Genomic DNA, 18,865 nt, shown 5'->3' on the forward strand with positions numbered 1-18,865 from the left:
TATTGGATAAATTTGAATGTTTATAGAGAATGAAAACTTTCACATAAATCGAGCAAGCGATTCGCATAACCCCATTCATTGTCATACCATGCGAAAACTTTTGCTTGTTTTCCTACCACCATGGTTTGATTCAAATCGACAATCAATGAATAAGGTGAATGATTAAAATCACTTGATACCAAAGGTTCATCGGTTACTGACATAATTTCATGATAATCAAAACGTGCAGCGTTGCTTAACACTGCATTTAACTCGTGCTTGGTGATAAGCGATTGGGACACAAAACTTAAATCGATTGCAGCAACATTGATCGTCGGTACACGAATCGAATAGCCATCGATTCGATCTTCCATTTTCGGCATGACCCGTTTCAATGCCCCTAGAGCAGAAGACGTCGTTGGAATAATATTTTGACCCGAAGCTCGCGCCCGACGTAAGTCACGATGTGCATGATCCAATACAGATTGATCCGCAGTCACAGCATGAATTTCTGTCATAAGTGCGGTGTCTATACCAAAGGCATCATCAATAATTTTGACTAAAGGTACCAAAGCCTGCGTGGTACAAGACACACTCGAAATAATTTGATCCGTCGCTTTGACTTCATGATGATTAACACCATAGACAATCGCAGCATCAACACTGTCAAACGGCGCCGCACCAATTATCACACGTTTGGCACCTGCACCAATATGTTGTGTGGCTGCCTCTCGCGATCTAAATAAACCTGTGCATTCGAGTACCACATCGACATTCAGTTGCTGCCAAGGCAAAAGACTCGGCTGTGCTTCATTTAAAACTTGCACTTTGAGATGCGCTTGAGCACAAGAGATATCTAGAAAAATAGCGCTATCTTGTTCAAGAATTTCGACTTGGCCTGCAAAACGACCATGCGTGGTGTCATATTTAAACAAATGCACCATGGTTTCCACATCAGCGACATCATTTATGGCAACAATTTCATAATGAAATTCTTTTGGATTTTCAAACCAAGCGCGTAATACATTGCGTCCGATTCGACCAAATCCATTAATTGCCACTCGCTGCATGACCAATCCTTCGTTTTGAAACAAAAATAAAGCATCTATATGTTAATGGATTTCAACATGAAAACGTTATCATTTATTCGTTTAATGCTTATTGGGCTTTATTTTTATAAAACTTTAGCACCTGTATAGATCCAAATATTAGCTTCACTAGAAATGTACAGCGCTAAGATCAAGTCCAAACACTATTATTAAATTGGGTATAAACATGCAATTATCCAAATGAACTGAAAAATATAAAAGCAACCCACCTTCATGTAGAGCATTCATTAACATGTTGAATTTGAAATTTCAAAGCTTTTCAAGACATATAAATAACTCATGTTATGCACGAAAAAGTAATTAAGCATTTTTAAAATACTTTTTAACTTTATTCGACGGAGTCTTACATTTTTGAATTGATAAAGGGATTAGCCTTCGGCTGGAGGTACTCTTACGAAACATTGTTTCTCATTCGGCAAGATGAGAAGCGTGCTTCGCAAGGAAATCAACTTGCCGTGCAATGCACCTCACCGACAAAACTCTTTCACTAGCGTCAAATTATTGAAAATATCGTAAAAACATTTTTGATTAAAAGTAGTCCTATCTCAAATACTTGCGCATGACGTTACCGCGTATCGTTCTTTTATTTGAATCAAATTGCGCTTCTGATGTTACTGCGCAACATCAGTAAATAAAACGCAGCAACAGTGCGCTCACAAGATTAATCAATAAATACTTTCAGCGTTCCAAAGGTTTAAAAATCTAAAAATATAGGTGCCAAATTTAAAACATATAAAAAGTCATAGAGATAGCCGAAAATCATTGGTCACTACACCTTTTTCCGTTATAATTTAGCGTTTTTAAATTTTATGTCAGCATCTCAAGCCAGCTTGAAAATTTTGTAAGACTTGCTTGATAGGCTATTACCAAATCGAAATTAGGAGAGACTTGGTTGTGAGTACTCGTTTTATGACATCAGCTGAAATTCGCGAAGCTTTTTTAAGCTACTTTGAATCGCAAGGGCATACACGTGTCGCGTCGAGTTCTCTGGTACCTGCCAACGACCCAACACTATTGTTCACAAATGCTGGTATGAACCAGTTTAAAGACTGCTTCCTTGGTCTTGAAAAACGTGACTACGTTCGTGCTACATCTTCACAAAAATGTGTCCGTGCCGGCGGTAAACACAACGACCTAGACAACGTTGGTTATACAGCACGTCACCACACGTTCTTTGAAATGTTGGGTAACTTCTCATTTGGTGACTACTTCAAACGTGATGCCATCACATTTGCTTGGGATTTCTTAACCAACGAAAAATGGTTAGGTCTGCCAAAAGATAAACTTTATGCCACTGTTTACCATACAGATGACGAAGCATTTGATATCTGGAACAAAGAAATTGGTCTAGACGCTTCACGCATTATCCGTATTGGTGACAACAAAGGCGAAAAATACGCTTCAGATAACTTCTGGGCAATGGGCGATACAGGTCCTTGCGGTCCATGTTCTGAAATCTTCTTTGACCATGGTGACCACATTTGGGGCGGCTTACCGGGCACTCCTGAAGAAGATGGCGATCGTTTCATCGAAATTTGGAACAACGTATTCATGCAGTTCAACCGTACTGCTGATGGTGTTCTGCATGCCCTTCCTGCACCTTCTGTAGATACAGGTATGGGCCTTGAGCGTATTTCTGCAGTTTTACAGCATGTAAACTCAAACTACGAAATTGACCTATTCCAAAACCTACTTAAAGCTGCTGCTGAAATCATTGGTTTAGATACCACTGAACTTGAAGCAAAAGCACAAGCAGAAAACAAACCAGTTGAATACCCTGCTTCACTTAAAGTTGTGGCTGACCATGCACGTTCTTGCTGCTTCTTGATTGCAGACGGTGTTAACCCGTCTAACGAAGGCCGTGGCTATGTACTTCGCCGTATTATCCGTCGTGCAGTACGTCATGGTAACAAATTGGGTGCAACAGGTTCATTCTTCCATAAAATGTTGCAGCCGCTGATCGACGTGATGGGCGCTGCTTATCCGGAGCTTGCTGCACAGCAAGCACGTATCGAAGCACAGCTTTTGAAAGAAGAAGAACAATTCGCAAAAACTTTAGAGCAAGGTTTGAAATTGCTTGAAGGCGAATTGGCTCAACTTAAAGGTTCAGTAATTCCGGGCGAAACTGTATTTAAACTTTACGATACTTACGGCTTCCCGACTGACTTAACAGCAGACATTGCACGTGAACGTGATTTAACCATTGATGAAGCTGGTTTCGAAGTCGAAATGGCGGCTCAACGTCAACGTGCGCGTGATGCTGGTAAATTTGCTGTCGACTACAACTCAATTGTCAAAGTTGAAGGCGAGACTCAATTTGACGGCTATGACGCAACTCAAGGCCAAGGTCAAATTGTTGCAATCTACAAAGATGGCGAACAAGTTGATGAAGTTTTTGAGGGCGATGAAGCACTGATCGTTCTAAACCAAACTCCGTTCTATGCAGAAAGCGGCGGTCAAGTTGGCGATACAGGTATCTTCAAAAACGAAACTGGTATTTTTGAAGTTCAAGACACCAAAAAATCAGGCGGCGCTTTTGTACACCAAGGCATCGTGACCATGGGTAACTTAAAAGCAGCTCAAGCAGTTGAGGCTATTGTTAAAGCGGATATCCGTGCAGCAACTTCACGCAACCACTCTGCAACTCACCTATTACATGCAGCACTTCGCCAAGTTTTAGGTACGCACGTACAGCAAAAAGGTTCATTGGTTGCAAGCGAACTTTTACGTTTTGACTTTGCCAATGACCAACCTGTTTCATTTGAACAGCTTCAAGAAATTGAACGCATTGTCAATGCCGAAGTGATTGCCAATACTGCTGTTTCAACTGAACTTTTAGACATCGAGGCGGCCAAAGAAAAAGGCGCAATGATGTTGTTCGGTGAGAAATACGGTGACGAAGTACGTGTACTTTCAATGGGTACAACCAAAGATGAGAAAAACTTCTCTATCGAACTTTGTGGCGGTATTCATGTAAAACGCACCGGTGATATTGGTCTATTCAAAATCACTTCTGAAGGCGGTGTTGCTGCAGGCGTACGTCGTATTGAAGCCGTTACGGGTACTAAAGCTATTGAAGCTGCGCAAAAAGCAGATCGTGACATTCATGCAATTAACGACTTGCTGAAAGCGCAAAAAGATCAAACTTTAGAAAAAGTTGAAGCTTTGTCTCACACAGCATCTAGCTTGCAAAAACAAATTGAACAATTGAACCAAAAATTGGCAAGCTTCCAAGCCGCTGAGTTATTGAGTCAAGTTCAAGAGATTGGTGGCCGTAAAACATTAATCACCACGGTTCAAGGTGTAGATGCGAAATCACTTCGCAACTTGCACGACGGTGTGAAATCTAAGTTAGACAATGCTGTGATCGTGATCGCAGCGGTTGATGCCGACAAAGTGAGCCTCATTGCTTCGGTTGCTAAAGAATACACTGCTGCTGTAAAAGCAGGTGACATCATCAAACACCTTGGTCAAGAACTTGGCGGTAAAGGTGGTGGTAAACCTGATATGGCTCAAGGTGGTGCTCCTTATAGCGACAAACTTGAAGCGGTAATGACTGACCTCGTTGCATGGTTAGCTGAAAAATAAGACCAAAAGTCCTATAGCTCAAAGTGACTCACCTCCTTTGAGCAAATCAACAGGTTTAAGCAGTGTGTTTTTTAATGCTGGATCCTGCTTAAACACTGTTGATGCGTGAAAGCGCAAACTCAATCATCATGTTGAAACCAATATTCAACCTCTGGCTAAATGATGAAAATGGAGTCTAAAAGGCTGGGTTCATGTGAATCCCCTGCAGACACAAAGTATCTATTTGAACTCCTCCTACCTTGGAGTTCATAAGCTACGTGGTATATTAAAATCGCGCCGAAGTGCGGTCTTAAAATATGTGTAAGTGCTTTAAGTCTTTAGACTTATTTACTTGGTAAGGATAGTTATGGCATTAATCGTTCAAAAATATGGCGGTACCTCAATGGGTACTCCAGAGCGCATTTTAAATGTTGCTCGTCGTGTAAAGCGTTGGCATGATCACGGTCACAAAGTTGTGGTTGTTGTATCTGCAATGAGTGGCGAAACCAATCGTCTACTTGCTTTAGCGAAAGCCATTACCGAAACCCCTGATCCACGCGAATTAGACCAAATGGTGTCTACGGGTGAACAGGTAACGATTTCTATGTTAGCAATGGCACTTAACTCTATTGGTGTTGAAGCTAAATCACTTACAGGCCGTCAAGTCGGTATTAAAACCGACAGCGCATTTACCAAGGCGCGTATTGAAGCGATTGATACGGATGTATTAACTTCAAACCTTGACGCTGGACGTGTCATTGTAGTGGCAGGTTTCCAAGGCTTTGATGCCGAAGGTAACACTACGACTCTAGGTCGTGGTGGTTCTGACACTTCGGGTGTTGCATTGGCCGCCGCACTTAAAGCTGATGAATGTCAGATTTACACAGACGTTGATGGTGTTTACACCACTGACCCTCGTGTCGCTCCAAAAGCGAAAAAAGTTGATCGTATTTCTTTTGAAGAAATGCTTGAAATGGCATCACTTGGTTCTAAAGTCCTTCAAATTCGTTCTGTAGAATTTGCCGGTAAATACCAAGTGCCTTTACGCGTATTATCAAGTTTTGATAATGACGATGATGGCGCATTCGACGAAAACTTTAAACAAAACGTCGGGACACTAATCACCACTGAAGCGGAAGACAACATGGAACAACCAATCATCTCAGGTATCGCGTTCAACCGTGATGAAGCTAAATTAACTATTCTTGGTGTACCGGATAAACCAGGTATCGCTTCAAACATCCTTTCACCAATTGGTGATGCCAATGTTGAAGTGGATATGATTATCCAAAACGTTGAAGAAGACGGCACAACTGATTTCACATTTACAGTTAACCGTAGTGAATTATCAAAAGCGAAAGCCATTCTTGAAGCGACTGCACAAGAAATTGGTGCACGTGAAGTTGCAACTCGCGCAGACATCGTAAAAGTATCGATTGTTGGTGTTGGTATGCGCTCACACGCAGGTGTTGCAAGCAAAATGTTTACTGCTCTTGCAAAAGAAGGCATTAATATTTTGATGATTTCGACTTCTGAAATCAAAATTTCAGTGATTATTGATGAGAAATACTTAGAGCTTGCTGTACGTGCTCTACACACTGCATTCGGTCTAGACCGTGAAACAGGTGAATCAAGCGCACGTGCTTAATTAACCTTGCTGTGTGTCAAAATTTGTCATTGTTAGACAGATTTTGAAAAACATCGTAAAAATTCAGAGCCACTATAGTTTTTTTTATAGTGGCTCTGTTATATTAAACCTGAGGATTTTAAAATTTACTCAGTTTGCGACTGTCACAATGATTGTTTCAGATGCACTGCTAAATTTTTTGCTTTTACAAGTTATGAATTTTACATAACAGATCATTTGCAGGTTTTGCATTTTGCAAGGAGAGAAACATGCTGATTCTGACTCGTCGTGTCGGAGAAACATTAATGATTGGAGACCAAGTTAGCGTGACTGTACTTGGTGTTAAAGGTAATCAGGTTCGTATTGGCGTGAATGCTCCAAAAGAAGTATCTGTTCATCGTGAAGAAATTTACCAACGAATTCAACATGAACGCGCAATGCACGAACATCTCCAAAACATTGATCAAGAATATCAGCCATCTTTTGAAGAAACTGATTATTCCCAAAATAACTATAATCGCTAAGATTTAAGTTGTTTAAATGATAAAGCGGCTCATTAGGCCGCTTTAAATTTATCTAGAACATGCTTTTACTATAGACGTTCAACTAAGCTTTATTACTGCCCTTCTAGAACTTTACGTACGGGACCAAAACTGCGGCGATGTTCATCAATCACCCCATACTGCGCAATTGCTTCAAAGTGTGCTTTGGTTGGATAGCCCTTGTGTTTTGCAAAACCATACTGTGGATATTTTGCATCTAGCTCAACCATTTCGTGGTCTCGAGTCACTTTTGCCAAAATACTCGCAGCCGAAATCTCTGGATGAATCGCATCACCACCTACGACAGCATCACAGCTCATCGCTAAACCGGTTGGGACTTTATTACCATCGACCAACACGTGTTCTGGCTGCACACTGAGTTTTTCGACTGCACGACGCATTGCAAGTAATGATGCTTGCAAAATATTGATCTCATCAATTTCTTGTGCAGAACTTTCAGCAATCGCCCAAGCCAAGGCTTTTTCTTGAATCTCAATAAATAACTTTTCACGTTTTTTTTCAGTTAGTTTCTTAGAATCGTTTAAACCTTCAATCGGGTTATTTGGATCTAAAATGACAGCTGCCGCAACAACCGAACCCACCAATGGACCGCGACCCGCTTCATCTGCACCAGCAATTTTCATATATCTCTCACTCAAAATAAAATACGACCCTTAATTTGGATTTGCTAATACTCAGCAATACCAATGTCTGGGTCGTATAAATTGTTCTAAATCTCAGTTTTTAAATGTTTCGATCACGCAAGCATTTAAAGTATTTGTCACAATTTTAGCCGCAAGATTTGCTTGTGAAGTTTTATCCATTGCTGCTACAACCAAATCCGTTGCAGTCACGCTAGTTGTCGCTTTCTCGCCTACACATGAACACACTTCAGTTTGTAGTTCAGATTTTTGAGTTTCTGTTAATAGTTTTGAACCTGTTTTCCAGTAGCTGTTGTTATTTAGCTCAGTCACGCATTTCGCTTGAACACCCACTTTAACAGCCATCATTGCCAAGCTGTTTGCTGAAGTTGTACCTGTAGATGTACTTGTACCTGTTGTACCAGTCGCAGCACATGCAGAAAGTACAAGCGCTAATGGCGCTAGAACAGCAACTAATTTTTTCACGAATATTTCCTTTGTTCTGTTAATTAACGCGCATATTGTGCCCCAAATCACACACCATCTGATATGACTATTTAAAATAAATTCGGTAGTTGTGTAGTTAATCATCAAAGCCTGTGTTGCATATTCACAACACAGTGTCCCGATTTTAAACGACGCATATTTTTGTGGTCTGTATTAGAATCTGCATAAGATTGGACGCTTAAATAATCAACATGAGCAATAACACACAATACTACACTCGAACAGCTCAGGTCTTACATTGGCTGATGGCGATCATATTCATCGTGGCATGGTTAATTGGCTTTTATAGTGGTAATTTTCTGAGTTATGACGTCGATGGCAGCTTTAAAGGGCAAGTCATTACCCTCCATAAAAATATTGCGACTACGATTATTTTTCTGGTGGTGATACGAATCTTTTGGCGCTATACCCACCCCGCTCCAGATTTACCTGACAACATGTCCTCCGGCATGAAAACCTTGGCACATTTGGGTCATTTAGCACTTTATTTTGTACTACTGGCTTTACCTATTACAGGTTGCTTATTTAGTTGGAGCGCAGGTCACCCGGCCCCTGTCCTGTATTTGTTTGAAATACCACGCTTGGTCCAAGATAATCCTGAATTACTTGCCATCGTGAAACCGCTACATATTTGGATTTCTTGGGCAGCAGGCTTGCTCTTAGTCGGTCATATTTTGGCAGCACTGAAACATCATTTTATTGATAAAGACCATGTGCTCAAAAGCATGACACGACAACCAAAACCCTAATAAAGACAAAATAAAAGCCACATCATGTGGCTTTTATTTTGAGCATCATCTTTTAATTCAGCACTTGCTGAGCACAGCCGCGCATACTATTCAAAACCGCTTTAGATATCAGTTTATTCTTTTCAGTTTCATTCACTGCAGCAGTCATCAGATCTTTTGCACCGATATCATCCATAGCATGCTCACTCACGCACTGACAAATCGCAGCTTGATTGTCTTTTTTCTGTTGAGCACTCATAAACAACGCAGCACCTTTCCAAATTTTAGAACTATTTAACTCTTGCGAGCATTGATATTCAATCACAGGCTTTAGCATACGCTGACTTAAACTTGATTTATCTGCACTAGCAGCGGATGAAATCAATACTGCGGCTAAAAATGTAATCGATGAGGCAAATATAGAGCGATTTGAATGAGAGAAAAGCATGATTTAAACATAAAAAAGGCAGTGAATATTCACTGCCTGAGATTATACGCTGATTATTAATTCAACGCTTCAATCTTTTTAATCCAAGTTTGTTTTTCCGCATCTGAAATAAATGATGCTTCAAAAGAGTTAATTGCCAGTTGCTTTAACTCTGCATTGCTTAAATCAAGTGCTTTGGTGATCGCAATAAAGTTATCATTCATATAGCCACCAAAATAAGATGGATCATCTGAATTGACGGTCACATGCACACCTTGTTGCAATAGTCGGCGAATATTATGATCAGCCATATTATTCACAACACAAAGTTTTAAATTACTCAGCGGGCAAACGGTTAATGGCATTTTCTCTGCAATTAAACGCTGCATTAAGGCTGGATCTTCTTCTGAACGTACACCATGGTCAACACGATTTACTTTCAGTAGATCCAAGGCTTCCCATACGTATTCTGCTGGACCTTCTTCCCCTGCATGCGCAACGATAAGAAAACCTGATTCACGTGCTTTTGCAAAAACACGTTCGAATTTTGATGGTGGATGACCCACTTCACTCGAATCTAAACCGACACCAATAATTTGATCTTTATATGGCAAAGCTTGATCTAGAGTTGCAAATGCTGCGTCTTCAGATAAATGACGTAAGAAACACATAATCAGATGTGAGCTAATGCCCAGTTTTACTTTGGCATCATCACAAGCGCGTTTTAAGCCATTCAAAACCGTTTCAAAAGCAACGCCACGATCTGTATGAGTTTGTGGGTCGAAGAAGATTTCGGTATGAACCACATGATCTTCTGCACATTTTTCAAAGTATGCCCATGCCAAATCATAAAAATCTTGCTCATGAATCAGTACATTTGCACCTGCATAATAAATGTCTAAAAAAGACTGTAAATTATGGAAGTTATACGCTTCTTTTAATTCTTCGACTGACTGATAAGGAATTGCAATATTGTTGCGTTGGGCAATTGCAAACATGAGTTCAGGCTCAAATGTCCCTTCAATATGCACATGTAGCTCTGCTTTTGGCAAAGCGCGAATCAGCTCAAGTTGATCCATCTTTTATCCTCATAAAAATAAAAAAGGGTGCAAACTGAGTTTACACCCTTTCGCTATTTGACAGTATTAACCGCCAAATGCAGCAAATTTTAATGCCCAAAGTGCAGCAATAATCCATACCATATACGGTACAGTTTTCGCTTTACCTGTAAGCAATTTAACTAATGCATAGCTGATGAAGCCCATTGCAATACCGTCTGCAATTGAATAAGTAAACGGCATAAATACAATTGTTAAGAATGCAGGGACTGCTTCAGTAATATCATCCCACTCAATATGAACGATACCTTGAATCATCAATACGCCAACAAACAATAATGCTGGCGCAGTTGCAAAACCTGGTACAGACTGAGCAAGTGGTGCTAAGAACAATGCCAAAATAAACAATACAGCAACTACAACTGCAGTTAAACCTGTACGACCACCGGCAGCAACACCTGCTGATGATTCAATATAAGGCGTAGTCGAAGACGTACCCAATGCCGCACCCGCAACAATTGCAGATGAGTCTGCAAATAATGCTTTCTTCAAACGTGGTAATTTACCATCTTTTAATAAGCCAGCACGGTGTGATACACCGACCAATGTACCTGTAGAGTCAAATAAATCGACCAAGAAGAATACAAAGATCACGCCAATCAAACTTGCGGTGAATAGACCTTCAAAGTTCATTTGCATGAATGTTGGAGCAATTGAAGGAATAGCACCTACAACACCTTTAAATTCGTTGAAGCCCAGCAGGGTTGAAATTGCAGTAATCACCAAAATACTGATGATGATTGCACCACGTACTTTGAAGTGATGCATAACCACAACCATCAAGAAGCCAAGTAAAGCTAACAAGACAGACGGCTGTTTTAAATCACCCAGACTGACCAATGTTGCAGGGTTATCAACAATAATGCCGGCATTTTTCAAAGAAACCAGTGCAAGGAATAAACCAATACCGCCTCCGATCGCCAGTTTAAGCGACATTGGAATCGCATTGACAATCGCTTCACGGATTTTGAACATGCTGATAGCGATAAAAACAAGGCCAGAGACAAAAACAGCTGCTAAAGCAGTTTGCCATTCCACGCCCATACCCAAACATACAGAATAGGTAAAGTAAGCGTTTAAGCCCATACCGGGTGCTAAGGCAATTGGATAGTTAGCAACAAGACCCATCACCAAACAGCCAATGGCTGCTGCTAGACAGGTTGCGACAAAAACAGCGCCATGATCCATACCCGTTTCGGACAAAATCATTGGATTGACAATAATGATGTAACACATTGTCAAAAAAGTAGTTACACCTGCAATGACTTCTGTTTTGAAACTGGTTTTGTTTTCGCTCAGTTTAAACAGACGTTCAAGCATGTTCTCGGAAGATGGATTAGGAGTCGTCATGACCTAGCCCCTATGAAGTAAACTTTATGCATATAAGCATTCCACAAAATTAATCATGTCATGTATTCATCATTAATTTTGTGTATGCCTAAGCAACGAATATGCCAATTCGGCAGATTGTAGGCTTTAAAAAATCCTATTTTCAACAGCATACAACACAGTACAAATGTTGAAATTTGCAAACAAAAAAGCTGCATAAACTTATGCAGCTCCTCTATTTATGTCATTTAATTCGTATTTAATATCAATAAATACTGATCAAATTAATTTCGGCAAATTATAACACATTGATTTTTTAATGTTTCCACATTTTCATCGCTTTTCAATTTAGTAAATTTAAGACATTGTTTTCTTTAAAAAGTTTCAAATTATTATATATAAAAATAAAATATCAATATTTAGACGAACTCTTCAAGATCATGCTTGAGCTCAATTCAAAAGCAGCAAGATTGATTTTTTAGCGCATATAAGGTGATGCGTTCAAATCATCATTGAACACCTGATTAATTTCTTGCTGTCGCTTTAACTCTGCATTTTTATAAACACTAAACCCTAAGAACACAATGCTGAGTATAAAAATTGGTATCAGTATTTTTTTCATAACAAAATTTTATTCATGTTTAAATATTTGGCTATAATAACAAAAAACTTAAACAAAAAAGTGACGTATTTCACAATTTTATATCTTATTAAGTCATTTAATAAGCTATTTGTTCGATCAATGTTAACTTTGTAATATATTTTAGACTGATAGACAAGATAATCGCTGAATGATTTTTCGAATCCTTTTCCCCTCAAAGCTTCAAATCATAGATCATTTCACATATGAAATTTAAAGCACGATCAATTTCACAGACCCACTATTAAGTCTCGAATGAAGAAGATGAAAAAAGCCGCTGACTTCTAAGCAGCGGCTATTCATATTTTTTACAGATTCAAAATTTCAATCTTGAACTTAAGCGACTTGTTGCTCATCTCGCTTAAAGACCAACTCGCCCTTAAAGCTACTGTCGGCATCGTAATAATAACCATCTGTATTGAACGACTTGATATCTTCAACACGTTCAATTTTATTTTCCAATAAATAACGCGCCATTAGGCCACGTGCTTTTTTGGCATAGAAGCTGATGACTTTATATTTGCCGTTCTTTTGATCGAGAAAAACAGGCTTGATGATTTCGGCTTTGATTTTTGATTCTTTGACCGACTTATAATATTCATCTGAAGCGATGTTGACCAAAAGTTCAGAGCCGGCTTTTTCCAAATCGTCATTGATGAGATTGGTGATTGTATTATCCCAAAACTCGTATAGGTTATGTCCACGTGGGTTTTGTAACTTGGTCCCCATCTCTAAACGATATGGCATCATTAAATCAAGCGGACGCAATAAACCATAGAGACCCGAGAGCATACGCAAATGGGTTTGTGCATATTCAAGGTCTGAGTTTGTAAGTTTATAAGCATCTAAACCGGTATATACATCACCTTTAAAGGCAAAGATTGCTTGGCGTGCATTGGCAAAATCAAAATCAGGCTGCCAATCTCGGAAGCGCTCAACATTTAAAGTCGCAATTTTCTCACTGACACTCATCAAGCTTGAAATTTCACTTACCGACAATTTACGTGCGACTGAGATTAATTCTTCAGAATGATCTAATAGCCGTGGTTGAGTGAATTTTTCAGTCGGTAAAGCGGTTTCGTAATCTAAAGTTTTTGCTGGAGAAATTAAAGCGAGCATAAACATCCTGATTAATTTTTAATTAAACAAACTATAACAGTAGAGTATTTTCAAATCCAATCTGTGTTTTTGATAAACATAATCTGTAAACTATGCGACTCTCCCGCTTTCACATTTTAGTCATTATGTCAGAACAACTGTTCATTCAAGGGCCTGTTGGTCAGCTTGAAATTTTTGTTGATTATCCACAGGGTGAAGTGAAAGGATTCGCGGTAGTTACACACCCTCACCCATTGCAAGGTGGCACACCACAGCACAAAGTACCTGTGCTTTTAGCGCAAATGTTCTTAGAACGTGGCTATGTTGTCTATCGCCCAAGTTTCCGCGGCTCTGGCCAAAGTGCAGGAATACATGACGAAGGCAATGGTGAAACTAAAGACACTATGCAAGTCATTGAATTTGCTCGCAACCAACATCCGAACCTGCCATTTTATGCAGGCGGTTTTAGTTTCGGTGCAAATGTCATGACTAAATGCTATGCCCTTTTGCCTGTAGAATTACAGCCTGTACAGACTATTTTATGCGGCTTACCAACCACAACAGTTGCAGGTGTACGTCACTATGTGACACCGCATATTAAGGGTGATATTTTATTTATTCATGGTGAAGAAGATAATGTCACACTGTTATCTGACTTGATTCAGTGGGCCAAACCACAGCGCCATTTAATCACGGTTTTACCAGGTGCAAACCACTTCTTTACAGGTTATCTCAAACAGCTTCGTATCGCGATCTCACGCTTTTTAGTATAAACAATACCAAAAATGAGTCAGCTTAACTGGCTCATTTTTCTTGCCTAGCGAACGCTCTATTCCCCCAATATTCCAGATAAACTGAACTACTCGCTTGTCAAGTTATCCATTTTTTTGCATTAGTGATCACAATTCGTTCAACATGTAATGACTTAAGCCTATGCTCGTTTAATTTTGATTAAGCCTCAATTTTTTATCTAAAAACCAATTATTTACTTGTTTAAATAATCAACTACAGAAATAATACCCAGAAAAATTAAGATAAAATTTAGAGGGAAAAATGAAATTTATTGTTGCTGTGATTTTAAGTCTAAGCATTGCAGCTTTGGTTTATTATTTTAATTCAACCCCATCCACAACGACAAATTTGCCAGCGTCTACGGTTGCTGCGAACCATAGTCCCAAAGCCTATTTGACTGCGTCATACAAGATGAATGTCGATGGTCGTGATTTTAGCTTAAAAATGGTCTACGACTTTCCCAACAGCCAAGTGTGTGAAGCCCAACTCAACAGCACTGACACCATGAATATGATCTCAACCTTTAAGCAACGCTGTTCGAGTGACTCGGTGTGTAAAGAAGCTGAAATTTCGTCTTGTTCATCTTTTACCGATCAAAAATATAAAGATATGCTCGATAAAAACTATCATGACACCCATTATATTTATTTAAGCGATAGCAAATTGACTGATCAACGTGGTGTGATCGTGTTTTGGGGACTCAATGAACAAGAGTCAGAAAAAATGTGTGACTATGTGAAAAAGAGCAATCGAACTATTAATCCTATCAATATTGAATGTCTATAACGTTGTTCGATACATTCCGTTAAAAAATAAAAAAGCAGCACTATGCTGCTTTTTTATAGATGATTTTTAATTCAATTTTTCAGTTCATTTCGTCATTTGTTTCCATTGAAACTCACTATACGAGTCTTCTTCTTTTAAACTGTTTTCGACCGCTTGAGCCAATTGATTCAATAAACTTTGCTCAGTAATACGATCTAACCAATCTTGGTCTTCATCTGGATAAGAGGTAATTTCACAGACTAGACGACCTGATTCATCCTGCCCCTGACATGTCACTGAAAGCGGCAATTCATGCTGATCGACACTGACTGCAATCTGATCACCACTTTGCGATAACGTTTGAAAGCCATATTTCTCAAGCTTACTTGCTAAAAACTCAGCCACTTGAGTTTGAGTATCAGTACTGCTTTCAGCTCGATTTGAATCGCTATGGGCGGTGAATTGTAGTTTTCTCATGTATCTATCCAAAGACATTCTTGTTGTATAGTTTTAGCATAAGCAATTAAAACCAAACAGCCAAGCATTTGCTTGGCTGTTGTTGAATAAATATACAAATTTAGTGAATTATTTATTCACTTACCGCAATCGTTAAACCGGCTTGAGTCGCTAGCTCTGTAAATGTTGGGAAACTTGTTGCAACAGTTTCTGTACCCACGATATTAATTTCACCCGAAGTACGTAAACCTGCCATTGAGAAGCTCATTGCAATACGGTGGTCATGATGTGATTCGATTTGACCACCTGTGAAGATTGCTCCCCACTCACCCGCTTTGCCTTGACCTTCAATGATGATACCGTCCTCGGTTGGCGTACAATCGATACCCATAATTTTTAGGCCATCTGCCATCACTTGAATACGGTCTGATTCTTTCACTCGAAGTTCAGCTGCACCAGTCAAAATGGTTTGACCCTCTGCACAAGCTGCTGCGATAAACAGCGCTGGAAATTCATCAATCGCCAATGGTACTTGATCTTCTGGCATATGAATGCCTTTGAGTGTACGTGAACCACGAATACGAATATCTGCAATTGGCTCACCGCCAGCGATACGTTCATTTTCAACAGTCAGGTCAGCACCCATCTGTTTTAAAATTTCGATCACACCTGTACGTGTTGGATTAATGCCGACCGCTTCAAGTGTGACATCTGAACCTTCAGTAATCGCTGCACCCACCATAAAGAATGCTGCAGATGAAATGTCAGAGGGTACTTGGATATCCGTACCGACTAACTTGCCGCCACCTCGAAGTGAAATGCGGTTGCCTTCTGTTTTCACGTCATAACCAAATGCACGAAGCATACGTTCAGAATGGTCACGTGTCGGTTCTGGCTCAGTGACAACAGTTTCACCTTCCGCCCAAAGACCTGCCAACAAAATACCAGATTTTACTTGTGCAGATGCCATTGGTAAGTCGTAGTGAATACCTTTCAGGTTTTGACTTCCGGAAATAGACACGGGCGGCGTACCACGCTCACCTGTAGTTTGAATTTGCGCACCCATTTCACGTAATGGTTTGGCAATACGTTCCATTGGACGTTTTGATAATGACGCATCACCCGTCATCACTGAATCAAACTTCTGTGCCGACAACATGCCTGAAAGCAAACGCATTGAAGTACCTGAATTGCCCATATACAAAGCGCCTGCAGGTGCTTTTAAACCATGCATACCTACACCATGAATAGTGACTTCGCCGTTTTTAGGGCCTTCAATACTTACACCCATATCGCGGAATGCTTGAAGGGTTGCCAAGGCATCTTCACCTTCAAGGAAACCAGTGACATGCGTTGTGCCTTCTGCAATAGCACCAAACATGATAGAGCGATGTGACACAGATTTATCACCTGGCACAGTAAATTTACCTTGGAATTGCTTTGGACCCGGTAAAATTTTGAATTGCTGTGTCGTCACTTTATTTTTCTCCATCAGTGGTTTCTTTGCGAGCATGTGATTGAAATGTTGGCGAGCCGCTTGTGCATGCCCCAACAGTCCCATCAACGCTTGTGAGTTTTCATCTTCAATCAGTTTGCGAAGAATAGCCAATTGTTTTTCAAAGCCATCTACCGCATTTAAAATTGCCTTTTTATTGGCAAAAAAGATGTCATGCCACATATGTGGGTCGCTTGCAGCAATGCGTGAGAAATCACGAAAACCGCCAGCGGCATAACGGAAAATATCTAAATTGTCTTCTCGGTTCGCAAGTTGCTCAACCAAGTTAAATGCCATCAAATGCGGAAGATGACTGGTATGGGCCAACACTTCATCGTGTTTTTCCACATCCATGCAAATCACTTCCGCTTTGGCAGCTTGCCACAATTGAATCAGTTTCTCTACAGCCCAATCTGCACTGCTAGGTAATGGTGTCAAAATCACTTTGTGATTAGCAAATAAATCTACCTTACCTGCATGCACACCTGTTAGTTCAGCCCCAGCAATCGGATGCCCCGGTACAAAACCAGCAGGTAATTGCTCACCATAGACTGCTTTCGCTGCATCAACGACATTGCCTTTGGTACTCCCAACATCGGTAATAATCGTCTGTTCGGATAGATAAGGCTTGATCGCTTCAAGGACTTTTTGTGTCGCACGTACAGGCAAAGCCAAGACAACGAGATCTGCACCTTTGACCGCTTCAGCAGGATCGCTATAACCCTGCTGAATAAGTCCTAAAGCTTTTGCATCTTCTAAAGTTTTTTGTGAACGCGTAGATGCCACAATTTCTTTAGCCAAATCTTCAGCAATCATGACACGAGCTAGGCTTGAGCCAATTAGCCCAAGCCCAATAAAAGCAACTTTTTCAAATAGTGGTACAGACATGACTTAAGCTTTAGCCTCTAAGCCCAAAACTTTAGCCAATGCAGCTAAGAATTTAGCATTTTCAGCTTCAGTCCCAATTGATACACGTAAATGCTCAGGGATACCAACTGGACGAACAATCACACCTTCTTTTAATAAAGCATTGAAAGTCTGTGCAGGATCTGCTTTTACATTTACTAAAATGAAGTTGGCACGTGAAGGCACATACGCTAAACCTAAAGCATCAAAGCCTGACTCAAGTTGAGCCATACCCGCTTTGTTCACTACGCGTGATTTTTCAATAAACGCTTCATCTTTAAGTGCAGCAACTGCAGCAACCATTGCTAAATGGTTGACGTTAAATGGTTGACGAATACGATTAAGGAAATCCGTCACTTCAACTGAAGCCAAAGCAAAACCAACACGTAGCGCAGCCAAGCCATAGCATTTTGACATGGTACGGCTAACGATTAAGTTTGCGTATTGATCTAAGAATTTTAAGCTGTTGAAGTTTTCTGGAAAATATTCCACATAGGCTTCATCTAAAACCACGATCACATTTGCAGGTACTTTTTGCATGAACGCTTCAAATTCAGCTTCTTCAAACCATGTGCCTGTTGGATTATTTGGGTTCGCAATAAAAATCAATTTAGTATTGTCTTTGATTGCCGCAGCCATTGCATCTAGGTCATGTGAAAAACCTTTTGCAGGAACTTCAATCGCTTCAGCATTAATCGCTTGTGTCACCAGACCATACACAGCAAATGCGTGTTGGCTATACACCACAGAGTCTTGCTCTGAGACAAAAGCACGAGCAAAAATTTCTAGAAGATCGTTTGAACCATTACCCAATGTAATACGGTCATGTGCAATACCAAATTGTTTTTCAACTTGGTCTTTCAAAATAAAACCGCCACCATCCGGATATCGACCAATTTCTGCAAGTTCAGCAGCAACCGCTTCTTTCACTTTGTCAGAACAACCCAATGGGTTTTCATTTGATGCGAGTTTTACGATATCTGTAATACCCAACTCACGCTCAAGTTCACTAATTGGTTTACCTGGTTGGTAAGGCTTTAGCTTTGCAATGCCTTCATTGGCTGGGACAAACGTCATTTTACACTTCCAGTTTTTTCAAATGATGAAGGTGATCAACTCCTGACGGAATTGATCACAGT

Annotated in this window: 16 protein-coding genes; 6 read left to right on the plus strand and 10 right to left on the minus strand. The window is 40.1% G+C overall.

Going from position 1 to position 18,865, the window contains the following annotated elements; translation table 11 throughout:
* Window positions 1–20: 20 nt before the first annotated feature.
* Window positions 21–1,049, minus strand: a complete 1,029-nt coding sequence (locus AVJ20_RS11555) for a type I glyceraldehyde-3-phosphate dehydrogenase (RefSeq protein WP_111885318.1) — start codon at window positions 1,047–1,049, stop codon at window positions 21–23.
* Window positions 1,050–1,982: 933 nt separating this feature from the next.
* On the opposite strand from AVJ20_RS11555, the gene alaS reads away from it, so the two are divergent.
* The 3 genes from alaS (at window position 1,983) to csrA (ending at window position 6,806) form a co-directional block, all read left to right on the plus strand.
* Window positions 1,983–4,676 carry an alanine--tRNA ligase gene (alaS, locus tag AVJ20_RS11560; RefSeq protein WP_171319267.1) on the plus strand — a complete coding sequence of 898 codons (2,694 nt, stop codon included), beginning with the start codon at window positions 1,983–1,985 and terminating at the stop codon, window positions 4,674–4,676.
* 346 nt (window positions 4,677–5,022) lie between these two features.
* Entirely contained in the window at window positions 5,023–6,303 is a 1,281-nt protein-coding gene (locus tag AVJ20_RS11565) for an aspartate kinase (protein ID WP_078194395.1), read from the plus strand.
* Between the two features lie 248 nt (window positions 6,304–6,551).
* The gene (gene csrA, locus AVJ20_RS11570; RefSeq protein ID WP_078189080.1) at window positions 6,552–6,806 is read left to right on the plus strand and encodes a carbon storage regulator CsrA; all 255 of its coding nucleotides are present in this window, start codon (window positions 6,552–6,554) and stop codon (window positions 6,804–6,806) included.
* Window positions 6,807–6,898: 92 nt separating this feature from the next.
* Here csrA and rnhB read toward each other — a convergent pair whose 3' ends face one another.
* Both rnhB and AVJ20_RS11580 read right to left on the minus strand, forming a co-directional pair.
* The gene (rnhB, locus tag AVJ20_RS11575) at window positions 6,899–7,468 is read right to left on the minus strand and encodes a ribonuclease HII (protein ID WP_111885320.1); all 570 of its coding nucleotides are present in this window, start codon (window positions 7,466–7,468) and stop codon (window positions 6,899–6,901) included.
* A gap of 93 nt (window positions 7,469–7,561) precedes the next feature.
* Window positions 7,562–7,951 (minus strand): hypothetical protein, encoded by a 390-nt coding sequence (locus AVJ20_RS11580; RefSeq protein WP_078189082.1) that lies wholly within the window; start codon window positions 7,949–7,951, stop codon window positions 7,562–7,564.
* A 212-nt stretch (window positions 7,952–8,163) separates the two neighbouring features.
* On the opposite strand from AVJ20_RS11580, the gene AVJ20_RS11585 reads away from it, so the two are divergent.
* Window positions 8,164–8,721 carry a cytochrome b gene (locus AVJ20_RS11585; RefSeq protein WP_078189083.1) on the plus strand — a complete coding sequence of 186 codons (558 nt, stop codon included), beginning with the start codon at window positions 8,164–8,166 and terminating at the stop codon, window positions 8,719–8,721.
* A gap of 52 nt (window positions 8,722–8,773) precedes the next feature.
* On the opposite strand, the gene AVJ20_RS11590 is transcribed toward AVJ20_RS11585, so the two are convergent.
* The 4 genes from AVJ20_RS11590 to yaaA all read right to left on the minus strand — a co-directional run bounded on the left by AVJ20_RS11590 (window position 8,774) and on the right by yaaA (window position 13,333).
* On the minus strand, window positions 8,774–9,148 hold the full coding sequence (locus AVJ20_RS11590) for a hypothetical protein (RefSeq protein WP_111885321.1): 375 nt from the start codon (window positions 9,146–9,148) through the stop codon (window positions 8,774–8,776).
* 56 nt (window positions 9,149–9,204) lie between these two features.
* Window positions 9,205–10,206 carry an adenosine deaminase gene (locus AVJ20_RS11595; RefSeq protein ID WP_111885322.1) on the minus strand — a complete coding sequence of 334 codons (1,002 nt, stop codon included), beginning with the start codon at window positions 10,204–10,206 and terminating at the stop codon, window positions 9,205–9,207.
* A gap of 66 nt (window positions 10,207–10,272) precedes the next feature.
* A complete protein-coding gene (locus AVJ20_RS11600) occupies window positions 10,273–11,595 on the minus strand; it encodes an NCS2 family permease (protein WP_111885323.1) in 1,323 nt (440 codons plus the stop codon).
* A gap of 955 nt (window positions 11,596–12,550) precedes the next feature.
* Entirely contained in the window at window positions 12,551–13,333 is a 783-nt protein-coding gene (gene yaaA / locus AVJ20_RS11605; RefSeq protein WP_111885324.1) for a peroxide stress protein YaaA, read from the minus strand.
* 125 nt (window positions 13,334–13,458) lie between these two features.
* Here yaaA and AVJ20_RS11610 point away from each other — a divergent pair, with 125 nt between their 5' ends.
* Both AVJ20_RS11610 and AVJ20_RS11615 read left to right on the plus strand, forming a co-directional pair.
* Window positions 13,459–14,085 carry an alpha/beta hydrolase gene (locus AVJ20_RS11610; protein WP_111885325.1) on the plus strand — a complete coding sequence of 209 codons (627 nt, stop codon included), beginning with the start codon at window positions 13,459–13,461 and terminating at the stop codon, window positions 14,083–14,085.
* Between the two features lie 280 nt (window positions 14,086–14,365).
* Complete coding sequence (locus AVJ20_RS11615) at window positions 14,366–14,890, plus strand: hypothetical protein (RefSeq protein ID WP_111885326.1); 525 nt, start codon at window positions 14,366–14,368, stop codon at window positions 14,888–14,890.
* 84 nt (window positions 14,891–14,974) lie between these two features.
* Here the strand turns inward: AVJ20_RS11615 and AVJ20_RS11620 are convergent, their stop codons facing one another.
* From AVJ20_RS11620 to hisC, 3 genes are all read right to left on the minus strand, one after another.
* Complete coding sequence (locus AVJ20_RS11620; RefSeq protein ID WP_111885327.1) at window positions 14,975–15,346, minus strand: hypothetical protein; 372 nt, start codon at window positions 15,344–15,346, stop codon at window positions 14,975–14,977.
* 112 nt (window positions 15,347–15,458) lie between these two features.
* Window positions 15,459–17,708 carry a bifunctional prephenate dehydrogenase/3-phosphoshikimate 1-carboxyvinyltransferase gene (locus tag AVJ20_RS11625; RefSeq protein WP_111885328.1) on the minus strand — a complete coding sequence of 750 codons (2,250 nt, stop codon included), beginning with the start codon at window positions 17,706–17,708 and terminating at the stop codon, window positions 15,459–15,461.
* Window positions 17,709–17,711: 3 nt separating this feature from the next.
* Window positions 17,712–18,803 (minus strand): histidinol-phosphate transaminase, encoded by a 1,092-nt coding sequence (gene hisC / locus AVJ20_RS11630; RefSeq protein ID WP_078189092.1) that lies wholly within the window; start codon window positions 18,801–18,803, stop codon window positions 17,712–17,714.
* Window positions 18,804–18,865 lie beyond the last annotated feature (62 nt).

Origin of the sequence: Acinetobacter sp. CFCC 11171, assembly GCF_003268405.1 — a bacterium.
In the GTDB taxonomy this organism is placed as follows: domain Bacteria; phylum Pseudomonadota; class Gammaproteobacteria; order Pseudomonadales; family Moraxellaceae; genus Acinetobacter; species Acinetobacter amyesii.